The 19095-nt window shown below is 31.4% G+C and carries 22 protein-coding genes; 20 read left to right on the forward strand and 2 right to left on the reverse strand.

What is annotated here, in order from left to right; all coding sequences use genetic code 11:
* The first annotated feature begins 7 nt into the window (after positions 1-7).
* From ACWJKP_RS07325 to ACWJKP_RS07385, 13 genes are all read left to right on the forward strand, one after another.
* Positions 8-1855 (forward strand): TIGR03960 family B12-binding radical SAM protein, encoded by a 1848-nt coding sequence (locus ACWJKP_RS07325; protein ID WP_165412886.1) that lies wholly within the window; start codon positions 8-10, stop codon positions 1853-1855.
* Complete coding sequence (locus tag ACWJKP_RS07330; RefSeq protein WP_187351421.1) at positions 1806-2543, forward strand: TIGR03936 family radical SAM-associated protein; 738 nt, start codon at positions 1806-1808, stop codon at positions 2541-2543. The genes ACWJKP_RS07325 and ACWJKP_RS07330 overlap by 50 nt, the downstream gene beginning before the upstream one ends.
* A gap of 20 nt (positions 2544-2563) precedes the next feature.
* The gene (locus ACWJKP_RS07335; RefSeq protein WP_165412888.1) at positions 2564-4006 is read left to right on the forward strand and encodes an Rne/Rng family ribonuclease; all 1443 of its coding nucleotides are present in this window, start codon (positions 2564-2566) and stop codon (positions 4004-4006) included.
* Between the two features lie 136 nt (positions 4007-4142).
* Positions 4143-4454, forward strand: a complete 312-nt coding sequence (rplU, locus tag ACWJKP_RS07340; protein ID WP_165412889.1) for a 50S ribosomal protein L21 — start codon at positions 4143-4145, stop codon at positions 4452-4454.
* Between the two features lie 2 nt (positions 4455-4456).
* Positions 4457-4789, forward strand: a complete 333-nt coding sequence (locus ACWJKP_RS07345; protein WP_165412890.1) for a ribosomal-processing cysteine protease Prp — start codon at positions 4457-4459, stop codon at positions 4787-4789.
* Between the two features lie 4 nt (positions 4790-4793).
* Positions 4794-5096 (forward strand): 50S ribosomal protein L27, encoded by a 303-nt coding sequence (gene rpmA, locus ACWJKP_RS07350; protein ID WP_165412891.1) that lies wholly within the window; start codon positions 4794-4796, stop codon positions 5094-5096.
* A 53-nt stretch (positions 5097-5149) separates the two neighbouring features.
* Positions 5150-5731, forward strand: coding sequence for a Spo0B domain-containing protein (locus tag ACWJKP_RS07355; protein WP_165412892.1), 582 nt, complete (start codon positions 5150-5152; stop codon positions 5729-5731).
* A 42-nt stretch (positions 5732-5773) separates the two neighbouring features.
* The gene (gene obgE / locus ACWJKP_RS07360) at positions 5774-7057 is read left to right on the forward strand and encodes a GTPase ObgE (RefSeq protein ID WP_165412893.1); all 1284 of its coding nucleotides are present in this window, start codon (positions 5774-5776) and stop codon (positions 7055-7057) included.
* Positions 7058-7109: 52 nt separating this feature from the next.
* Positions 7110-7400, forward strand: a complete 291-nt coding sequence (locus ACWJKP_RS07365) for a YhbY family RNA-binding protein (RefSeq protein WP_165412894.1) — start codon at positions 7110-7112, stop codon at positions 7398-7400.
* Positions 7401-7498: 98 nt separating this feature from the next.
* Positions 7499-8098: a nicotinate-nucleotide adenylyltransferase gene (gene nadD, locus ACWJKP_RS07370; protein ID WP_165412895.1), complete on the forward strand. Its 600-nt coding sequence runs from the start codon at positions 7499-7501 to the stop codon at positions 8096-8098.
* 10 nt (positions 8099-8108) lie between these two features.
* Positions 8109-8681, forward strand: coding sequence for a bis(5'-nucleosyl)-tetraphosphatase (symmetrical) YqeK (gene yqeK, locus ACWJKP_RS07375; RefSeq protein ID WP_165412896.1), 573 nt, complete (start codon positions 8109-8111; stop codon positions 8679-8681).
* A 4-nt stretch (positions 8682-8685) separates the two neighbouring features.
* Positions 8686-9960 carry an LCP family protein gene (locus ACWJKP_RS07380; protein ID WP_165412897.1) on the forward strand — a complete coding sequence of 425 codons (1275 nt, stop codon included), beginning with the start codon at positions 8686-8688 and terminating at the stop codon, positions 9958-9960.
* Positions 9961-10138: 178 nt separating this feature from the next.
* Positions 10139-11095 (forward strand): RluA family pseudouridine synthase, encoded by a 957-nt coding sequence (locus ACWJKP_RS07385; protein WP_165413707.1) that lies wholly within the window; start codon positions 10139-10141, stop codon positions 11093-11095.
* 65 nt (positions 11096-11160) lie between these two features.
* On the opposite strand, the gene ACWJKP_RS07390 is transcribed toward ACWJKP_RS07385, so the two are convergent.
* The gene (locus ACWJKP_RS07390) at positions 11161-12411 is read right to left on the reverse strand and encodes a D-alanyl-D-alanine carboxypeptidase family protein (RefSeq protein WP_165413708.1); all 1251 of its coding nucleotides are present in this window, start codon (positions 12409-12411) and stop codon (positions 11161-11163) included.
* Between the two features lie 150 nt (positions 12412-12561).
* On the opposite strand from ACWJKP_RS07390, the gene ACWJKP_RS07395 reads away from it, so the two are divergent.
* Positions 12562-13281: a helix-hairpin-helix domain-containing protein gene (locus ACWJKP_RS07395; protein WP_165413709.1), complete on the forward strand. Its 720-nt coding sequence runs from the start codon at positions 12562-12564 to the stop codon at positions 13279-13281.
* A gap of 390 nt (positions 13282-13671) precedes the next feature.
* Here ACWJKP_RS07395 and ACWJKP_RS07400 read toward each other — a convergent pair whose 3' ends face one another.
* Positions 13672-13917, reverse strand: coding sequence for a hypothetical protein (locus tag ACWJKP_RS07400; RefSeq protein WP_165413710.1), 246 nt, complete (start codon positions 13915-13917; stop codon positions 13672-13674).
* Between the two features lie 312 nt (positions 13918-14229).
* On the opposite strand from ACWJKP_RS07400, the gene ACWJKP_RS07405 reads away from it, so the two are divergent.
* The 6 genes from ACWJKP_RS07405 to ACWJKP_RS07430 all read left to right on the forward strand — a co-directional run bounded on the left by ACWJKP_RS07405 (position 14230) and on the right by ACWJKP_RS07430 (position 19085).
* The gene (locus tag ACWJKP_RS07405; protein WP_165413711.1) at positions 14230-14562 is read left to right on the forward strand and encodes a hypothetical protein; all 333 of its coding nucleotides are present in this window, start codon (positions 14230-14232) and stop codon (positions 14560-14562) included.
* Positions 14546-15586, forward strand: a complete 1041-nt coding sequence (locus tag ACWJKP_RS07410) for a V-type ATPase subunit (protein WP_165413712.1) — start codon at positions 14546-14548, stop codon at positions 15584-15586. Before ACWJKP_RS07405 ends, ACWJKP_RS07410 begins: the two co-directional genes overlap by 17 nt.
* Positions 15587-15624: 38 nt before the next feature.
* Positions 15625-17592 (forward strand): V-type ATP synthase subunit I, encoded by a 1968-nt coding sequence (locus ACWJKP_RS07415; protein ID WP_462961474.1) that lies wholly within the window; start codon positions 15625-15627, stop codon positions 17590-17592.
* Positions 17593-17670: 78 nt separating this feature from the next.
* The gene (locus tag ACWJKP_RS07420) at positions 17671-18096 is read left to right on the forward strand and encodes an ATP synthase subunit C (protein ID WP_165413714.1); all 426 of its coding nucleotides are present in this window, start codon (positions 17671-17673) and stop codon (positions 18094-18096) included.
* Between the two features lie 19 nt (positions 18097-18115).
* Entirely contained in the window at positions 18116-18424 is a 309-nt protein-coding gene (locus tag ACWJKP_RS07425) for a V-type ATP synthase subunit F (RefSeq protein ID WP_165413715.1), read from the forward strand.
* 49 nt (positions 18425-18473) lie between these two features.
* The gene (locus tag ACWJKP_RS07430; RefSeq protein WP_165413716.1) at positions 18474-19085 is read left to right on the forward strand and encodes a V-type ATP synthase subunit E; all 612 of its coding nucleotides are present in this window, start codon (positions 18474-18476) and stop codon (positions 19083-19085) included.
* The last annotated feature ends 10 nt before the right edge of the window (positions 19086-19095 follow it).

A 19095-nucleotide genomic window follows, 5' to 3' on the forward strand; every position in this document is an offset into this window, starting at 1 on the left:
GATTTCTATGAATAAAATTTCAGATGATATCTTATTTAAGGTCGAAAAGCCTGCTAGATACATAGGTGGAGAACTTAATTGTTGTTATAAAGATTTAGAAAAAATTGATATAAGATTTGCTTTTTGCTTTCCTGATGTGTATGAAGTGGGAATGTCACATTTAGGTAGTAGAATACTTTATCATGTATTAAACGAAAGAAGCGACACTTATTGCGAAAGAGCGTTTGCTCCTTGGCCAGATATGGAAAAACAAATGAGAGAAAATAATATTTCTTTGTATGCTCTTGAGAGCAAAGATTCTTTAAAGGAATTTGATATTTTAGGGTTTACTCTGCAATATGAGATGAGCTACACTAATATACTCAACATGTTAGATATGTCGGGTATTACTATAAGAGCTTCAGAGAGAGGTGAAGATGAACCTATAGTTATGGCTGGGGGCCCATGTGCTTATAATCCTGAACCACTGCACGATATAGTGGATTTCTTTGAGATTGGCGAAGGCGAAGAAATAATGAATGATGTGTTAGATATTTACAAAAAGTACAAAGGTCGCAAAAAAGAATTCCTAAGAGAAATATCTAAGATAAGAGGAATATATGTGCCTTCATTATATGAGGTGTCCTATAATGAAGATAACACTATCAAGGAATTTAAGCCTAAATATGATGATGTTCCTAAAATCGTTAAGAAAAGATTCGTAACAGATCTTAATGAAGTTGCTTTTCCAGATAAAATCGTAGTTCCGTATACTGAAATAGTACATGATAGGGTAATACTCGAGACATTTAGGGGATGCACTAATGGATGTAGATTTTGCCAAGCGGGCATGATATATAGACCAGTTAGAGAAAAGAGTACAGCTAACATTATCGATGCTGCAGATAAATTATTAAAGAGCACAGGGTATAGAGAAATATCTTTAAGTTCTTTAAGTATATGTGATTATTCAGATATACGAAACCTTATAACGACGCTAATTGAAAAACATAAGGAAGACCACGTGAGTGTATCTCTGCCTTCAATTAGGATAAATTCTTTCTCTGTAGATTTAATTAAGGAAATACAAAAGGTTAAAAAAACTGGTATAACTTTTGCACCAGAAGCTGGAACCCAAAGAATGCGCGACATTATAAATAAGGGAGTTACAGAGGAACAAATATTAGAAGCTGCCAGTAGCGTTTTTGCTTCAGGGTGGTCAACTATAAAGCTTTATTTCATGGTTGGGCTTCCTTATGAAACTATGGATGATGTACGAGGCATTGCAGAGCTTTCGGATAAAGTTGTAGCAGAATACTTTAAAATCCCTAAGGAAACACGAAAAAGAGGATTAAGGGTTACTTCAAGTTCCGCTATATTTGTACCAAAACCATTTACTCCATTCCAATGGGCGCCGCAAGCAACAATGGACGCGGTAGTTGAAAAAATAAAAGCAGTTAAGTATGCTATAACAAGCAAGGCGGTTATTTATAATTATCATGAATCTGTAGTTTCGTTTCTAGAAGCGGTAATTGCTAGAGGAGACAGAAGAATTTGTGATGTTATAATTAAGGCATTTGAAAAGGGTGCAAAATTTGATGGTTGGTCTGAGTATTTTAATTTTGAAATATGGAAAGAAGCAATGGATGAATGTGGCGTTTTAGGAGAATTTTATGCTTATCGCGAAAGAAGTTATGATGAAATACTTCCTTGGGATTTTATAGATATTGGTGTTAATAAAGAGTATCTAATACTGGAAAATGAAAAAGCAAAAAAAGTAGAATTAACTCAAAATTGCATGTTAGGCTGCACGGAATGCGGCGTTAATGTTAATTTTAAAGAAGGGACGTGTTTCAACGGTGCGTTATTTAATTAAGTATACTAAAGGCAGTGAAATTAAATTTGTTGCTCATTTAGATTTAATGAGAACCCTCCAAAAAATTATTAAAAGGTCAGTTCTTCCAATAGAATATTCAAAAGGCTTTAATCCTCACATGGCGGTATCTATTGCACAACCATTGTCTGTAGGGGTACATTCTGAGGGGGAGTACATGGATGTAGTGTTAAACAGCGAGTTAGAAGAAAAATATATTATGGATAAAATGAATGAAAATACGCCACGTGGAATTGAAATTTTAGATGTGGTAAAAGTTATTCCAGTTGAGGGAAAAAAGAAAGCTCAAGCTATGGCGATTATTGATGCTGCTAAATATACAATTAAACTAAAATGCACGGGTGGAGAGGATGCACTAAAAACATTGCAGAGTATTTGTAGTGCAGGCGAATGGAACATCGTTAAGATGAGTAAAAGCGGAGAAAAAATGATTAATATAAAACCATTAGTGCATAAATTTGAATATGAAGTAGATAGCTCAGTAATTTGTATTTCAGCACTTATTGCTTGTGGAAGTCGTGCTAATTTATCAGCTCGGTTATTAGCAGACTATTTGAAGGAAAATATAGAGTCTATTAATAAAGAAGCTTTTGTTGATATAGAGCGGGAAGAAATGTATGCATATAAAGATGATAAATTAGTCACTCTTAGCGAGCTTTTCAAAAATTAGTAAAATAGGAGTGGATTAAAGTGAAAGAAATATATATTGAAAGGCAAGAAGAATTTTTAAGAATAGCTATAAAGGAAAATAACAAATTAAAGGAATGCTTCATAGAAGAAGAGGATAGTGGCCCTATTCCAGGAGAAATATATCAGGGAGTCGTAAAAAATATTGTTCCAGCAATTAAATGTGCTTTTATAGATATTGGGAAGGGCAAAGACTGCTATATGTATCTTGATGAAAAGTTTAAGAATACCAAGATAAAAAAAGGCGATGAGATTATAGTTGAAGTCTTAAAAGAAGAGATCGATAAAAAGGGAGCTAAAGTTACTAGTGCTTTCGGCATTGCAGGTATTTACTGCGTGCTTGTAAATATGAATAAAGACATAAGCTTTTCTAAAAAAATAAATAATAGAACTTTTGAAACCATGGTGGCAAATCAACTTAACAAGCCAGAGGATATAGGGGTAATGATTAGGACTAATGCCTTTGATGTAGATATTGATACCCTAAATGATGAAGTTCGTGAATTATATGAAATATATAAGGCCGTTATAAACAGAGCGAAGTATTCAAGAAATCCTATTTTGCTATTTAGTGATGCTGGAGCTTTAAACAGAACTCTACGTGATATTTTAGATAAAAACACTTTTAAAATAGTATTGAATAATGAAAGTGATTTTCAGTATACGAAGAAATTTACAGAAAAACGATCGGACATCAATGTAAAAGTTGAATTTCATAGTGAAAACAGAATGTTACTGGATTATTACGGAATAGAAAAAGAAATACTCAGTCTTCGCAATCATAGGATTCCACTAAAATGTGGAGGAAATATTGTAATTGATAAAACTGAGGCAATGTATGTAATTGATATTAATTCTGGGAAGAATACAAAGAGTCGATCACTTCGAAAAACTGCACAAAGCACCAATATTGAGGCGGCGACAGAAATTGCAAGACAAATTAGACTTCGAAATCTAAGTGGAATCATTATAATAGATTTTATTGATATTGAGGATTTAGAAGTGAGAAAAATTATATTAGACGTTTTAGAAGCAGGATTTGCGGATGATAAAAACAAGACTGTAGTTTATCCATTTACTGAGCTAAATTTGGTTCAAATTGCAAGAAGGAGGCGCGGAAAGTCTATATACGAGTTTATTGAGGAACCTTGCAAGCATTGCGGTGGGAAGAGTAGCAGGGTTAAGCTAGCCTATATTCAGTTTTTAATTAAAAATGAAATTTTCAAGATACATAAGGAACAGGGCATTAAAGATATATATATTGAAATTGACGAAATTTACAAAAAGGATATTATGGAGGATGTTTTAGAATTTGCACGTCAAATAGGAGCGTTAGATAATAAAATTTATGTGAATTTTATTCCACATTTAGAAAAATTCAAAGTAGAATCGCTAATTTTCGCAAATCAAATAAGAAATTTGCAAACACAGAAGATATATGGGTAAATACACTTTACAAACATTTGGATATATGTTAGAATGTCATTTGTAGACCGCACACGTAAGGTTATAAACATACTTGCTTATTTTACATAAAGGTATGTACCTGGGATGGCGAGACTGGATCAAGGAGGTGTATTTTATGTACGCAGTTTTAGTTACTGGTGGAAAGCAATATAGAGTTCAAGAAGGAGACGTTTTATTCGTTGAAAAATTGGATGCTGAAGTTGAAACAACCATTGAATTAAATGAAATTCTTGCAGTAGGCAAGGAAGAAGGCTTAATAGTTGGAAAACCTGTAGTAGAAGGAGCTAAAGTTGTTGCTAAAGTATTAGCACAAGGAAAAGCTAAGAAAATTATAGTTTTCAAATTTAAGAGAAAGTTAGATTACAGAAAGAAACAAGGACACAGACAAGCATATACTAAAATTCAAATCGAGAAGATAGAAGCTTAGTTATGGTTAAAGTTGAATTTGTTCGAAGAAAAGGTAAAATAGTTTCTTTTAAAATAAAAGGTCATGCTCAGCCTAAAGAAGCAGAATTAGATGTAGATTTAATTTGTGCTGCTATTTCAGCAATTTCTCAAACTACAGTTATTGGGATTGAGAAAGTTCTAAAAATTAAGGTGAAGTATGATATAGAGGATGGATTTTTGAATTTAGATTTAAAAGATCAAACCCTAAAAGATATCGAAAGATGTCAAGTTTTACTTGAAACAATGATACTTGGACTTAAAAGTATAGAAATTACTTATGGTGAATATATAAAAGTAGAAACAGAGGAGGTGTAGTACAATGTTAGTTATGAACCTTCAGTTATTTGCTCATAAAAAAGGAGTAGGTAGCTCAAGAAACGGTAGAGATAGTGAATCTAAGAGACTTGGGACTAAACGTGCAGATGGACAATTTGTTCTTTCAGGCAATATTTTAGTAAGACAAAGAGGAACAAAAATTCATCCAGGAAACAATGTTGGAATAGGTGGAGATGACACTCTTTTTGCTAAAATTGATGGAGTTGTAAAATTCGAAAGAATGGGCAAAATGAAGAAAAAAGCAAGTGTTTATCCTGTTGATGTAGAAACGTGTATTGCTGAATAATTTAAGGCACCCTTAAAGGGTGCTTTTTTAAAATTCTCTTTTGGAGGATAGTAATGAGTGATTTAGAAAGTTTTATAAACTTAATTAGAAAACAAAGACATGATTTTATGAATGATCTGCAAGTTATATCTGGATATTTGCAAACGAGGCGACCGAAAGATGCTTTGAAATACATAGATAGGTTATCCAAGGAAAATGAAATTATCAGTGAAATTTATAGATTACAAGATAATGGATTTTCACTATGCCTTGAGAATAATATTAAAAAACTATGGCAAAATGAAGTAAAAGTAGAAATAAACATCGAAATTAGCAATTTTAAAAGTAAAATTTTTGAAATTGGATATAATAAAAAAGGCGATTTACTTAACACTATATTTATGGAACTAGAAGTTACTAATCAGAAATTTGTATATATATATATATTCGAAGATGAATTAGGTGAAAGTTTACTGATTACTAATAATGAAGCTATGTCTGACGAAATGAGTTGGATGGATGAATGGCAACAAATAGAAACAGAAATAAATGATTTAAGAATTTATAAATGTGTTTTTGATAATAATATAGCTTATAGATTAATATTCAGTACCATAAGTGATGTTATCACCTGCGGCGCTGGGCTAATAGATTAAAATTAAACAAAATAGAAAATGAGCTAAGGTAAGGTGAAATATATGTTTATTGATACAGCCAGGATTTTTGTTAAATCAGGAAATGGTGGCAGTGGAGCCGTTTCGTTTAGAACAGAGAAATATATACCACTGGGTGGACCAGATGGTGGAGACGGTGGAGACGGTGGAGACGTAATATTAGTAGTTGATCCTAGTATGACTACCCTATTAGATTTCTCATATGCAAGAAAATTCGTAGCAAAAAATGGAGTAAATGGTTCTGGCTCTAAGTGTTATGGAAAAGCTGGAGAGGATCTGTATGTTAAAGTTCCAATGGGGACTATTGTGCGTGACATGGAAACAGAAAAAATAATGTATGATTTAGCTCACGATGGTGATAGTTATAGAGTTTGCAAAGCTGGACAAGGCGGAAAAGGTAATGTTAAATTTTGTACACCTACAAGGCAAGCGCCAAACTTTGCTGAACCAGGAATGCCAGGAGAAGAAAGATGGATTAAGCTTGAACTTAAGAGCTTAGCTGATGTTGGATTATTAGGCTTTCCAAATGTAGGCAAGTCAACATTGCTTTCAGTAGTATCAAAAGCAAGACCTAAGATTGCTAATTATCACTTTACAACTTTAAAACCGAATTTAGGAGTAGTAAGTGTTAAGGGTGCACAGAATTTTGTTATTGCAGATATACCAGGAATAATTGAAGGCGCAGCTGAAGGAGTAGGTCTTGGAATAGGTTTTTTAAGACATATTGAAAGAACTAGAATGCTTATTCATGTGGTTGACATTTCAGGAATTGAAGGTAGAGATGCTGTAGAAGACTTTGTGAAAATAAATGAAGAACTTAGAAAATATAGCGTTAAGTTATGGGATAGACCTCAGATAATAGCCGCTAATAAGAGTGATTTGCTGTTTGATGATGAAGTATTTGAAAACTTTAAAAAGAAATTAAATGAACTGGGATATGATGATAGTAAGATATTTAAAATATCTGCAGCTACAAATCAAGGTGTGGATGCACTTATGAAAGAAGCAGCTAGAATGTTAACTACTATCCCAGTTACGGAACTAATAATAAATGATGAAGATAAATTCATAATAGAAGAAAAGAGATTCACCTACACTGTTGAGGTTGATGAAGAAGGAACTTTTGTTGTTGAAGGAAGTTTTGTTGAAAGATTGTTAAGTGCTGTTAATATAAATGAACCGGATTCTCTTAAATATTTCCACAAAGTGTTAAAGAATAAGGGAGTATTTGACGCATTAGTTGCAAAAGGAATTCAAGACGGTGATTTAGTAAGACTACAAAAGTTTGAATTTGAATTCTTATTATAAAAGATAATGAGCGATAATTCTTATCTTATAAGAATGTAACTAGGAGGATATTATGATTACAAGTAAACAAAGAAGTTATTTAAGAACTCTTGCAAATCCATTACAACCTGTATTTCAGGTTGGAAAAGCTGGAATAGAAGAAAATTTTTTAAAACAGATAGAAGACATATTAGAATCTAGAGAGCTTGTTAAAATTAAAATTTTAAATAATAGTGGAATAACTGCTAGAGAAGCTTCAGATATAATTTGCACGGCTATAAATGCTGAAGGAATACAAAGTATTGGTAGTAAATGCGTATTGTACAAAAGGTCATTAAAAAAGCCTAAAATTGAATTACCATAAAAGCATGTAATTTTACATGCTTTTTCCTTTATATAAATTAGAAAATGTGTTATTATTTTACAGAAGGTACCTTATTATAATATAAAGAAGGTGTTACAGTGAAAAAGGCTATTTTTGGAGGAACCTTTGATCCAATTCACATAGGGCATGTTCATATTGCCTACGAAGCATTATACAATTTACATTTAGACAAGATTTTATTTATGCCAGCAGGGAATCCACCGAATAAAATTAATAAAAAAATTACAGATGCTCAAATTAGATATGATTTAGTTAAAAAGGCAATAGAGCACGAAAGCCACTTTGAAATAAGCGATTATGAAATTAGTAAAAAAGAGAATAGCTATACTTATGAAACACTTGAACTTTTTAGTGAATCTCAAACTAATATAGAGTGGTATTTTTTAATTGGTGGAGACAGCCTAATGGATTTAGATAATTGGAAAAATGTAGATAGGATACTCAATAGTTGTAAGTTGGTGGTTTATGGTAGAGCAGGATTTACAGTGGAAGAACTGTTAAAGCAGAAAAATCATGTAGAACAAAAGTTCAATGGTAAAGTGATTTTTCTTAATATGCCAATTATAGACATATCTTCAACGAACATTAGAGGTGGTATAAAAAAAGGTAGAAATGTTGATTATCTTCTTCCTAAGGGTGTAGAGGTAATTATTGATAATCTTCAGTTATATAAATAGGGGGATTTAAATGTGGAATGAGAAAGAAATGCTCCATTATTTGAAATTAAGTTTAAAAGAAAGTAGATTAAGACATAGTTTAAACGTTAGTGAAACTGCAGTAACGCTAGCAGTTATTTATGGAGAAAATGTAGAAAAAGCACGAATTGCAGGCTTAATACATGATTGTGTTAAGAATAAGACTGATGAGGAGCTTATAAAACTGGCTATAGAACATGAAATACAATTAGATGAAATATACCTAAAGAACCCACCAATTTTACACGGATTAGTTGGAAGTATACTAGCTAGAGAAGTAATGGGGATTTACGACGAGGATATTTTAAATGCTATTCGTTATCACACTACTGGTAGAAAAAGCATGAGCCTTTTAGAGAAAATAATTTATATTGCAGATTATATTGAGCCATTAAGAAAATTTGATGGAGTAGAAGAACTAAGAAGCTTAAGTAATATTGATTTAGATGCAGCAGTAATAAAATCTTTTGACAATACTATAAAATATGTTATAGGTCAAAAGGGATTATTGCATACGGATACAATAGAAGCAAGAAATTATTTATTAAGTAAATATAGTAGGTGAGAGTATGAGTGATAATAAAAAAAAGAGAAAAATAGTAAATTATAAAAGATTTGCAATTGTTATCAGTACTTTTGTGGTGACAGTGCTTGTGTTAATTTTCGGTTATCTTTATTTCTACTTAAATAGCTTTAATAATAGTGCATTAGATTTATCCAAAAAAGGATTAGCATCGGAATTAAATAAGGAAGACATAGAAAAGATTAAGAAAGGTGGAAAATCTTTCAATATACTGGTTATGGGCGTAGATGTGGGTACTCCAGGTGCTACAAATGCTGACGACCCAAAGAGGACAGACACAATGATATTAGCACATTATAATGCAAATGATAAAAAAGTTAATTTGGTTTCTATCCCCAGAGATACTTTAGTCACAATAAATGGTAAAAATCAAAAAATTAATGCTGCCCATGCTATTGGTGGCGTGGATTATGCAGTTGCTGCTGTACAAAAGTTATTAGGTGTTCAAATTGACTACTATGGCAAAATTGACTATAAAGGATTTGATAAACTAATTGATGCTATTGGTGGAGTAAATATTGACATAACAAGGAAAATGGATTATAAAGATCCTGATCAAGATTTAAGCATTTATTTTGAAAAGGGAACGAACGTTCATTTGGATGGTAAAAAAGCTGAGGAATTTTTTAGGTGGAGAAAAAATTCCGATGGTAGTGGTTTTGAAAATGGTGACTTAGGAAGAATAGAAAATCAGCATATGTTTATTTCTAAAGTTATGAAGAAAGTAAAAAGTCCTATTACAGTAATTAAGATTCCAAGTATTTTATCAGCAATAAAAAGTTCTGTAGAAACTAATATGGATGCTAATGATATACTTAAATATGGATACATATTTGCAACCATTGGTAGTGATAAGCTCTCCATGGATACAATTAAGGGCGATTTAAAGAGCGTACATGGTGTATCATATGTAGTATATAATAAAGCACAAAATAAAGAGATTATTTCAAAATTAGAGGGCAGCCAGGTACAGAATATTGATAAGTCAAAGCTTAAAATAAAGGTGATTAATGGGACTAAAACACCAGGACTCGCTAGTGACTTTTCAACATATCTTGTAGAAAACGGCTATAATAAAGCGGTAACAGGAAATGGTAAGGCTACTAGTAAAACTAAAATTTTAGTATATAATAGTAATAAAGACATGAAAAATGATTTAGAAAAAGATTTTAAAATAGACAATATTGAATTTTTATCCTCCAGTGATGAAAAATTCGATATAATAGTTTTCTTAGGTAAAGATCATAAATTAATGCATTAATCATCTTCAAAGAAGATTTCATCCACCAAGGAGATGATTTAACTTACCAATACTATATAATTATGAGGGGAAGAAAAAATGGGAAAATATATTATTAGCACAAAGTTAGCGGCTAGAGATTGCGTTCAGGTAGGAAAGTTTCTTAAGGATGCAATAGTTGAAATAGAAGTAATTGCTATTGAGTAATGATAAATTAACATATGTAGTTGGAGCAAACATCGTTGACGTAAAGATAAGAGATTATTTAAAGTACACAGAAAATTTATCTGGCAGATTTATAAAAAGCTCAGGGCTTAGTGGGAAAATAAGGGTAAACAATCAAGTAGCTAAGTTGAATCTTAGAATAAATTCAGAGGATAAAATAGAAATTGATATGAAAAAAGACGAACATCAAAATATTGAGCCTGAGAAGATGGATATAGATGTGGTATATGATGATATAGACCTTATTGTTGTAAATAAGAGCCCGGGAATAGTAGTTCACCCAACTCGGGGTTATCCCAGTGGTACTCTTGCCAATGGAGTTTTGTATTATTTTAAGGAAAGAGATGAAAAATGCATTGTTAGACTCGTAAGTAGATTAGACAGGGATACTTCAGGTCTTATAATAATTGCAAAAAATCAATTTTCACATATGGCATTAGCTAGAGATATGCATAGCAGTGATTTGCAGGTAAGAGATATGCAGGAAAGCGACATGCATAGCAAAACTTTCGAGAAGAGTTATATGGCTGTTGTACATGGCAATATGGAAAATAAGACAGGTACTATTGATTTGCCTATTGGAAACCCCGATGAAGAAAGTGCAAGGAGAGAAGTTTGGGCAGATGGACAAAGAAGTATAACTCATTATGAAGTTATTGATTCTTTTGAAAATGGTGATTTGTTAAAAGTAACTTTGGAAACTGGTAGAACACATCAAATTCGTGTTCATTTAAGTCATATCGGTCATCCACTTTATGGAGATAGCCTTTATGGAGAGTGCGAAAGCCACTATATTGATAGGCAGGCACTTCACGCTTATAAATTAATTATTCCGCATCCAAGAACTGGTGAGAAGCTTATACTTAAATCAAAACTTCCAGATGATATAGCGAATTTGGTAAGTAAACTTAAAACTGAAAGTGACATATAAAAAAGCACCAAGTATAAACTAGATTAATAGTTTATACTTGGTGCTTTTTTATATGTTATGTTTTACTATTTAAAGTGTCTGGGAATATACTCTATTATGTTTCTCCTTTTTCCTATTTTCCTTTTTTTTGATATTATAACAAATAACAATAGTGCTAAAGCAAGTGCAAGATATTTTAGTGCATTTATTGTGTTTGTTGAGAGTGAAGGGGTTTGAACGTGCTTTTTAGCATAATCTATTCCACTAGTCAAATCTAAAGAATAAGAATCTTTACCATAAGTAATTGTAGCATTACTTATTAGAACACCTTTCTTAATTGGCGAAAGGCCTATTTTTTTTCCCTCAGTTTTAATAGTTGGAGTTAAAGTTGGATTTTTAGATTTAACAATATAAAGATCAGTTGAAGCAAGTAGCGGAACATTCGTACCGTCATCTAAAGTTAAATTTGATACTTTATCATTCTTATTAAATTGTTTAGAGAGTTCAAAATTATCAAAGCCATAATCCAATAATTTTTTACTGTCTGGAAAAAATGTCTTTTCAGAGTCATGTACAAGAGATACTATAAGCTTTTGACCATTTCTACTAGCTACGGCAATAAAGGAATGCTGTGATTGGATAGTATATCCTGTTTTTCCACCTTCACAGCCTTTATAGTAGTGTGGGTCATTCTTTTGTATTAGTCTATTCTCATTCCAAAGAGGACGTTTTTCCTTGGATTTATTTGTTGCTGCCATTTTATATGAAGGCGTTGTTGAAATCATATTGTACTCGGGATGCTTAGTTAGCTCTTGCATAATTAGGGATAAATCATAGGCTGAAGTTTTATGATTTACGTCATATAGCCCATTTGGATTGACAAAATTAGTGTTTTTACAACCTAGAGATTCTGCCTTTTCATTCATAAGCTTTGCAAATTTTCCTGTGGAACCACTTATATGTTCTGCTAAAGCTACGGCACAGTCATTAGCAGAGGCTAATATTAATCCGTATAACAATTCTTTTACAGAAACTTTTTCGTCTTTAAGGAGATATATTTTTGAACCATCAGTCATCTCTGCGTTTTTACTTACAGTTACCACATCGTTTAAATTAGAGTTTTCTAAGACGAGAAGTATAGTCATTATCTTTGTGGTAGAAGCTGGTGGGTAAGCAGAATCTTTATTTTTCTCATAAAGTAGTTTACCAGTAGTGGCATCCATTAAAACCACACTATCAGCAGACACCACTGGCGGTTTTAATAGTGCTTTAACTGTTGGGGCCGTATTAAAAAATAAAAAAAATGATGCAAGTGCTATTGTGATTAATTTTTTCATAGGTTACCTCCAAGTTTTTCAACATTTATAGTATATCAAAAAAAATCTTTCTTAGCGATAGTATTTACGTAAACTTGTCAATAATTTTATATAGGATGGCAAAATAATTAGCAAGTGTCCTGTGCTCTAGGAGGTTAACGAGGAGATATTATGAAAAATAAAGAGAAAATAATTGGTTCTATAGTTATTTTATGCATAAGTATTGCATTTATAATTGCTGGCTACAAATTGTCAAGTCCAAAAGAAAATGTTAATGCTTCGGATTATAAGGATATATTTGTAGAAACTGATAAAACTTCAGAAAAAAAAGATGCAGAGGGTGTTATTGCAGCTGGATCAAATAAAGTAGAAGGTAGTAATACAAAAGTAGAAGGTAGTAATGAAAAAGTAGAAGATAGTAATATAAAAGTGGATATAAAAGGTGCTGTAAAAGATCCTGGTGTTTATGATATAAAAAAAGGAAGTAGAGTTACCGATCTTATAAAACTAGCAGGTGGGGGAACTAGTGATGCAGACCTTGATGCGACAAATCTTTCTGCAAAACTAAATGATGAAGATTGTATTGTGATTTGTAAAAAGGGTGAGGTAAACAAAACACAAACGCCTCTGAATACTACGCTAAAGAGCAATTCTAACGATTCTGCGATTTCAAGCTCGGGTAGCACTGAAAAGAGCGCTATTATTAACATAAACACTGCTAGTAAAGAAGAACTAAAGACTCTTACAGGAATAGGGGATGCTAAAGCTGATGTTATAATTGAATATAGGCAGCAAAATGGAGGATTTAAGTCTGTAGAAGAGATAACAAAAGTGGGCGGTATTGGAGAAAAAACCTTAAGTAAATTTATAGATAAGATAGACATAAAGTAATTAAATCATCTCCTGGGTCGCTGAAATGTCGTTAAACTAATAAAGTTTATATGGGATATTTGTATATTTATATGAACTAAGGATACAATATACAGATGAACGAGGGAGATTTAAAGCATGGAGTGTAGGATTAAACAATTCGACAAGATTATGCACATTGATATTGAATATATCGGTGAAATATGCTAAAATTAATAACATACAGGGGGGTAGGTGATAGTGTGCCTGCCGAGTTAAAACTATGTTGTAGTATTAATACAACTAATGAATTCAATTTACACATGTTTCATAATTAAATAGACATATTGCGGCTTAGATACATAGTTTTATGCTATCTGAGCCGCTTTTTATATTGTATTCCATAAAAAAAAGAGTTTATAACTCTTTTTTTTAATTCTCTTCAATAAATTCTATTCCGGTAAGTTCAATTTTATAATTTCCTCTAACCGCTTGTTTAGTTATAAGCCTTTTTTTCATTAAAGATTCAAGAGAAGATTTCAAAACCCTAATATCACCTTTACCATTACCTAGATTAAGCGCAAGTTTTATTTTTGCAATGCTTTGTGGGGATGCGGTTCTATTTTCATACAGATAGCTTAATATGCTATCTTCAATTTCTTTTATGTTATCTTTCATAAATATCCTCCTTCATTAGCGTATTTAGCCATAATATATAAGTATACTACATACATTAGGTAATATAAAGAAAAATTATTTAAGAAACTGTCATGGTTTTTATGTAGGGGGCAAGAGATAAACATAGGTAGCGTTAGCTTTGTGTGGTATATATTGTAATAAAGCTCAGATCCCTTATCGAAGGCTTATATTATGCCCAAAATCGCTTTCGACATTATGCATTAAAGGTAATATAATGAGAATATAGTCAACATTCCAAATTATGAGAAAATATAAAAACAAGTATTATTTATAAATATTGGGGGTGATGTTTTGGAATTTATAACTAATAAAATAATGAGTATAGACAAAGATGCTGAAAGCTATAGGAAGGGCATTGATGAAATGTTAAAAGAAAAACAAGATGAATTTGAAAATATAATAAAGGATATGAAGGTTAGCTTTCAAGAAGAATCTAAAAACATTAAGAATACTATAAGTAATGAAAAGATGATGGAGGCGGAGTTTAAAGCTGAAATCATAAGAAAAGAAAAAGAAAAAGTATTAAAAAATATTAATAAAAAATATCAAAACAATAAATTAAAAATAGTAGATGAAGTATTTAACGCTATTATAGGAGTGGGAATATATGGGAAATGTTGTTAAGTTTAGTGCTATTAATTCTAAAGTAAAGGCAATGATGGGAAAGATGATAAGCGGAGATCAATATTTGAAATTACTAAAGTGTAAAGATTTTAAAAGTACTGTTAAAGTATTAAAAGAGGATACGAGCTATGGGGAGCTTTTAGGAGAATACAACTTAGAGAAAATACATAGGGGTAATTTAGAGATTATTTTAAATAGATACTATACAAGTATTTATAGCAAATTTATAAATTATTTTGATGGTGAATACAGGAAGCTTATAAAAGTTTTTTTTGTAAGATGGGAAGTAGAAGATTTAAAAATAATTATTAGAGGCAAATATTTAGGCCGCAGTAAAGACGAAATAGAAAACAAGCTAATTGCAAGAAGTTCTTTAAATACAATAAATTATGATTATTTATTAGCCTTAAAAAATACAGAAGAGGTAATAGATGGACTAAAAGGGAGCATATATTATAAAAGTCTAAAAAATTTAGCTAGGGGCATCAGTGAAAAAGGTTTGTTTAGGATTGAAACAGAACTTGATTTTGTTTATTTTATGTCTGTACGACGCGAACTCAAGCATTTGGACAATGAGAATAAAGAAGTGGTACACAGTATATTAGGATTGGAAGCAGATCTTTTAAATTTAGGGTGGATATATAGAGGAAAGACTTTTTACAATATACCTTCTGAGGAGCTATTTAACTATACCATATATAAGGGGTATAAACTTTCAAAGGAAAATATTAGAAAGCTTTGTTATATAAATAATATGAAAGAATTTTATAAGGTAATAGAAAAAACACCATATGCACATATATATGAAAAAGATGATTTTAATTCCATTGAAAAACGACAACGTGAATTTCAAAAAAAATATTTCAAAAAAAATCTTAGAGAAAATAAAACAAATATTAGCATGGCTATGAGTTATCTTGCGTTTTATAGGATTGAAATAAAAGATATTATATCTATAGTAGAACAAAAAAGATACGATATGGATATGAATGAAGGTATAAATTATGTTTCTGTCACATTATAAATGATTATATACCCCAGAAAAAAGCAGGAGGTGATTTTGTGTCTATAGAAAAAATGCATATGGTTAATTTAGTAGGTGAAATGTCCGATTTTGATAAATTAACTAAATTATTAGCACTAGAAGGCTGCATGCAGCCAGTAAGTGCTTTGCAAGAAATAAACTCGTCAGATTTTGTATTAAAAACTTCAGAAGGCAATATAGAGGCTTTAATGGATGTAAACTATATAAGACCTTACTTATATGATAAAGAATATAATATAAGTTTAAAACATGTTGAAAAGCTTGCAATGGCTCAAAATACTGTTGATATAAGTTGCGAATACATTAAAGAGATGATTTTTGATTTTGATACCATAGAGAATAAGCTAGCGGAAGTATATGATAAATATATGGTTTTAAACAAAGAATTTGAGGATTTAAAACAAAAGGAGCAATACCTTAAAAACACATATGAGGCCTTAGGATTTTTAAATGATGTATCTATTCCTATGGAAGAGATTACTGCTATGAAAAATTTCCAAATGGATTTATATAAAGTGCCAGAGCAAAACATGGTTAAACTAAAAGCCAATTATGAAAATATTCCATCAGTAATAGAAACTGTCTATAAGGAAAAAGATTTTGTTACATTTATAGCATTTACTCCAATGCTTTTGCTAACAGAAACGGAAAGAATTTTTAAATCGGCAAATTGCGAAAGAATTCTAGTGCCTAATCATTACATAGGCATTCCAAGGGACGTGGCGGTGGTTGTTCGTGCGGAAATATATCAAGTGCAAGAATCTACAACGAAAATTAAAATGGAACTTAGTGATTTTCTAAAGGAAAATTACAAAACTATAAAAAATATAGAAAATAGTTATGAATTGGAGCAAAAGTCTGGAGAAATTAAAAAGAGTGCGGCGTGCACAAATGAATTTTTTTATCTTTCTGGTTGGATACCTAAAAGTTTTATGGAGAGCATTGATAAGTTACTTTTGAGTTTTGATGATAGAATATTAATTATTAAAAAAGAGCCTAATGAGAGAACTAATAAAGCTATAACTCCACCAACAATGCTTATAAACAACAAATTGTTTAAACCATTTGAGAGTTTGCTTTTCATGTATGGTGTTCCTAGCTATGATGAAATCGATCCTACTAGGTTTTTGGCAATAACTTATACTCTAATGTTTGGTGCTATGTTTGGTGATGCAGGACAAGGATTAGTATTGCTTTTAGCAGGAGTTATGCTGAAAAGTAAGTCAGGTAGAAGTAATATAGGCGGGATTTTTGAAACCCTGGGGGTAAGTTCTATAATATTTGGATTTCTATATGGGAGTGTATTTGGTTCTGAAAGAGTAATTAATGAATTGCTAATTAGACCGATGGAAGATATTAACGATATGTTAATTGGAGCTATAATATTTGGATGTGGTTTCTTAATTTTAGGCTTTATATTAGGGATTACTAATAGTTTAAGAAGGAAAGATATAGAACGTGGACTTTTTGGAAAAGAAGGACTAGCAGGTTTTATGTTCTATATTGGAGCTTTAATACTAATAGTATCTATAATCTATAAAAAGCCATTATTACCGAAAGCTATTTGGATGATATATTTTCTTTTCTTTTTATTACTGATATTACTAAAGGAGCCGCTTGCGAATATTATTAAAGGTAAAAAAATATTATTTGAATCTGGAACTAAGGATTATTTTATAGAATCAGGTTTTGAGGTAATAGAAACATTGTTATCTATGTTTTCTAATACACTTTCATTCATAAGAGTAGGTGCATTTGCATTAAATCATGTGGGCTTGTTTGTTGCATTTTCTGCTATGGCTTCTATGACTAAGAGTGGATTTGCTTCAGTGCTAATATTAATAATTGGAAATGTAATAATTATATGCCTTGAAGGGTTAATCGTATTTATACAAGGGTTAAGACTTGAGTATTATGAATTATTCAGTAAGTATTATGAAGGGGCAGGGATTGCTTTTGAACCTGTGCAGATTGAAATTAAGTAACATATATATAAATATGTATTCTGTGTGAAAAGTTAATGGAAGTTAATGCACTAGATATTAGAAGGAGGAATAAGAATTATGACTATTTTATTAATGTTAACATTTTGTGTTGTTATAGTTACTATTACGTATGGAGTCGTTTCTCAAAGTAAAATAGATGTTTTGGGGAGGAAAAAGGTAAAAAAAGCGCTAAAAATAAATTTAGGTGTATTTATACCAGTTATGATGGGAGCTTTGATCGTGAATATTCCAAGCGTAGCACGCGCAGCGGGAACAGTTGAAGTGAACCCGGCTGCTGGACTTGGGTATTTAGCAGCTGGGCTTTCCACAGGACTTGCAACTATTGGCGCAGGCTATGCTGTAGGGGCAGTTGGTTCTTCAGCATTAGGTGCGGTATCAGAAGATCCTAAGATACTAGGAAAAACGCTTATCTTTGTTGGTCTTGGAGAAGGTATTGCTATATACGGACTTATTATATCAATAATGATACTTTCGAAATTATAATTTCTTAGGAGAGAGGATTATGACAAGTTATTTAGTAAGTGATAATGTGGATACTTTTGTAGGGATGAAAATGGCAGGAATAGAAGGCGTTGTTCTTCATGAAAAAGAAAAAATATTAGAAAAAATAAAAGAATTAAAAAAGAATCAGGGAATAGGAATAATAATAATAACAGAGAAAATTGCTATTTTAATACCAGACGAGGTAAGCGTCATAAAATTGTCAAGAGAAAGACCCCTTTTGGTGGAAATTCCAGATAGGCACGGATGGAACCGTGGTAGTGACTCTATATTAAGATACGTTAAAGAGGCTATAGGGATTAAGATATAATAATTATACAAGTATAATAGGAGCATAAGAATTCGCAGGAGGGTTAGTTATGACCACAATTGAAGATAAGATAAATTTATTTTCTAAGATAATATATGACAAGGTAAATAAAGAAAAAGAAGAAAAATTAGAAACATTCAGTTTCGAGGCTGAAAAAAAAATCAATATAGAAAAAGAAAAGATAGAAGAGCTTAGACGGAGCATCCAAAGGGAAGTTACAAAAAAAACTAATATTAAAGCAAATGGAATAGTAGCAAAAGAAAGGCTTAATAAACAAAGAGAAGTGTTGTTTCTTAAGGATAAGTTGATTAGTGATGCTATAGAAAATGTTCGGGTAAAGCTTGTACAATTTGTTAGTTGTGAGGAATATAAACCGTATTTCATAAGTAACCTTAAAAACACTTTAAATGCGATGGATAAAGGAAACTACTATATTATAGTGCTAAAAAGGGATTACGAAAAATTTCAAAGTGAAATTGGACTTATACTAAAGGAGTACTGTGATGATAATTTTGAAGTGAAAATTTCAGAAAAAGACTTTATAGGTGGACATATACTAAAAGATTTCGAAGGAACATTTATTATAAATAATAGTATATATGCTGCATTACAAGATAGTAAGGAAACAATTGGTGTTAGAGTTATGGAAATGCTGGCCTAAAAAGGGGAGG

This window comes from Clostridium sp. CM037 (genome assembly GCF_055081095.1).

What these genes read in the sequence shown, in the direction of transcription:
- yqeK (WP_165412896.1), top strand. Translation starts at nt 8,109, where the DNA reads ATGTGGAATGAGAAAGAAATGCTCCATTATTTGAAATTAAGTTTAAAA.
- rplU (WP_165412889.1), top strand. Translation starts at nt 4,143, where the DNA reads ATGTACGCAGTTTTAGTTACTGGTGGAAAGCAATATAGAGTTCAAGAA.
- ACWJKP_RS07330 (WP_187351421.1), top strand. Translation starts at nt 1,806, where the DNA reads ATGTTAATTTTAAAGAAGGGACGTGTTTCAACGGTGCGTTATTTAATT.
- ACWJKP_RS07390 (WP_165413708.1), bottom strand. Translation starts at nt 12,411, where the DNA reads ATGAAAAAATTAATCACAATAGCACTTGCATCATTTTTTTTATTTTTT.
- ACWJKP_RS07410 (WP_165413712.1), top strand. Translation starts at nt 14,546, where the DNA reads ATGGGAAATGTTGTTAAGTTTAGTGCTATTAATTCTAAAGTAAAGGCA.
- ACWJKP_RS07355 (WP_165412892.1), top strand. Translation starts at nt 5,150, where the DNA reads ATGAGTGATTTAGAAAGTTTTATAAACTTAATTAGAAAACAAAGACAT.
- ACWJKP_RS07400 (WP_165413710.1), bottom strand. Translation starts at nt 13,917, where the DNA reads ATGAAAGATAACATAAAAGAAATTGAAGATAGCATATTAAGCTATCTG.
- rpmA (WP_165412891.1), top strand. Translation starts at nt 4,794, where the DNA reads ATGTTAGTTATGAACCTTCAGTTATTTGCTCATAAAAAAGGAGTAGGT.
- ACWJKP_RS07420 (WP_165413714.1), top strand. Translation starts at nt 17,671, where the DNA reads ATGACTATTTTATTAATGTTAACATTTTGTGTTGTTATAGTTACTATT.
- ACWJKP_RS07425 (WP_165413715.1), top strand. Translation starts at nt 18,116, where the DNA reads ATGACAAGTTATTTAGTAAGTGATAATGTGGATACTTTTGTAGGGATG.
- ACWJKP_RS07365 (WP_165412894.1), top strand. Translation starts at nt 7,110, where the DNA reads ATGATTACAAGTAAACAAAGAAGTTATTTAAGAACTCTTGCAAATCCA.
- ACWJKP_RS07325 (WP_165412886.1), top strand. Translation starts at nt 8, where the DNA reads ATGAATAAAATTTCAGATGATATCTTATTTAAGGTCGAAAAGCCTGCT.
- ACWJKP_RS07395 (WP_165413709.1), top strand. Translation starts at nt 12,562, where the DNA reads ATGAAAAATAAAGAGAAAATAATTGGTTCTATAGTTATTTTATGCATA.
- ACWJKP_RS07380 (WP_165412897.1), top strand. Translation starts at nt 8,686, where the DNA reads ATGAGTGATAATAAAAAAAAGAGAAAAATAGTAAATTATAAAAGATTT.
- ACWJKP_RS07345 (WP_165412890.1), top strand. Translation starts at nt 4,457, where the DNA reads ATGGTTAAAGTTGAATTTGTTCGAAGAAAAGGTAAAATAGTTTCTTTT.
- obgE (WP_165412893.1), top strand. Translation starts at nt 5,774, where the DNA reads ATGTTTATTGATACAGCCAGGATTTTTGTTAAATCAGGAAATGGTGGC.
- ACWJKP_RS07430 (WP_165413716.1), top strand. Translation starts at nt 18,474, where the DNA reads ATGACCACAATTGAAGATAAGATAAATTTATTTTCTAAGATAATATAT.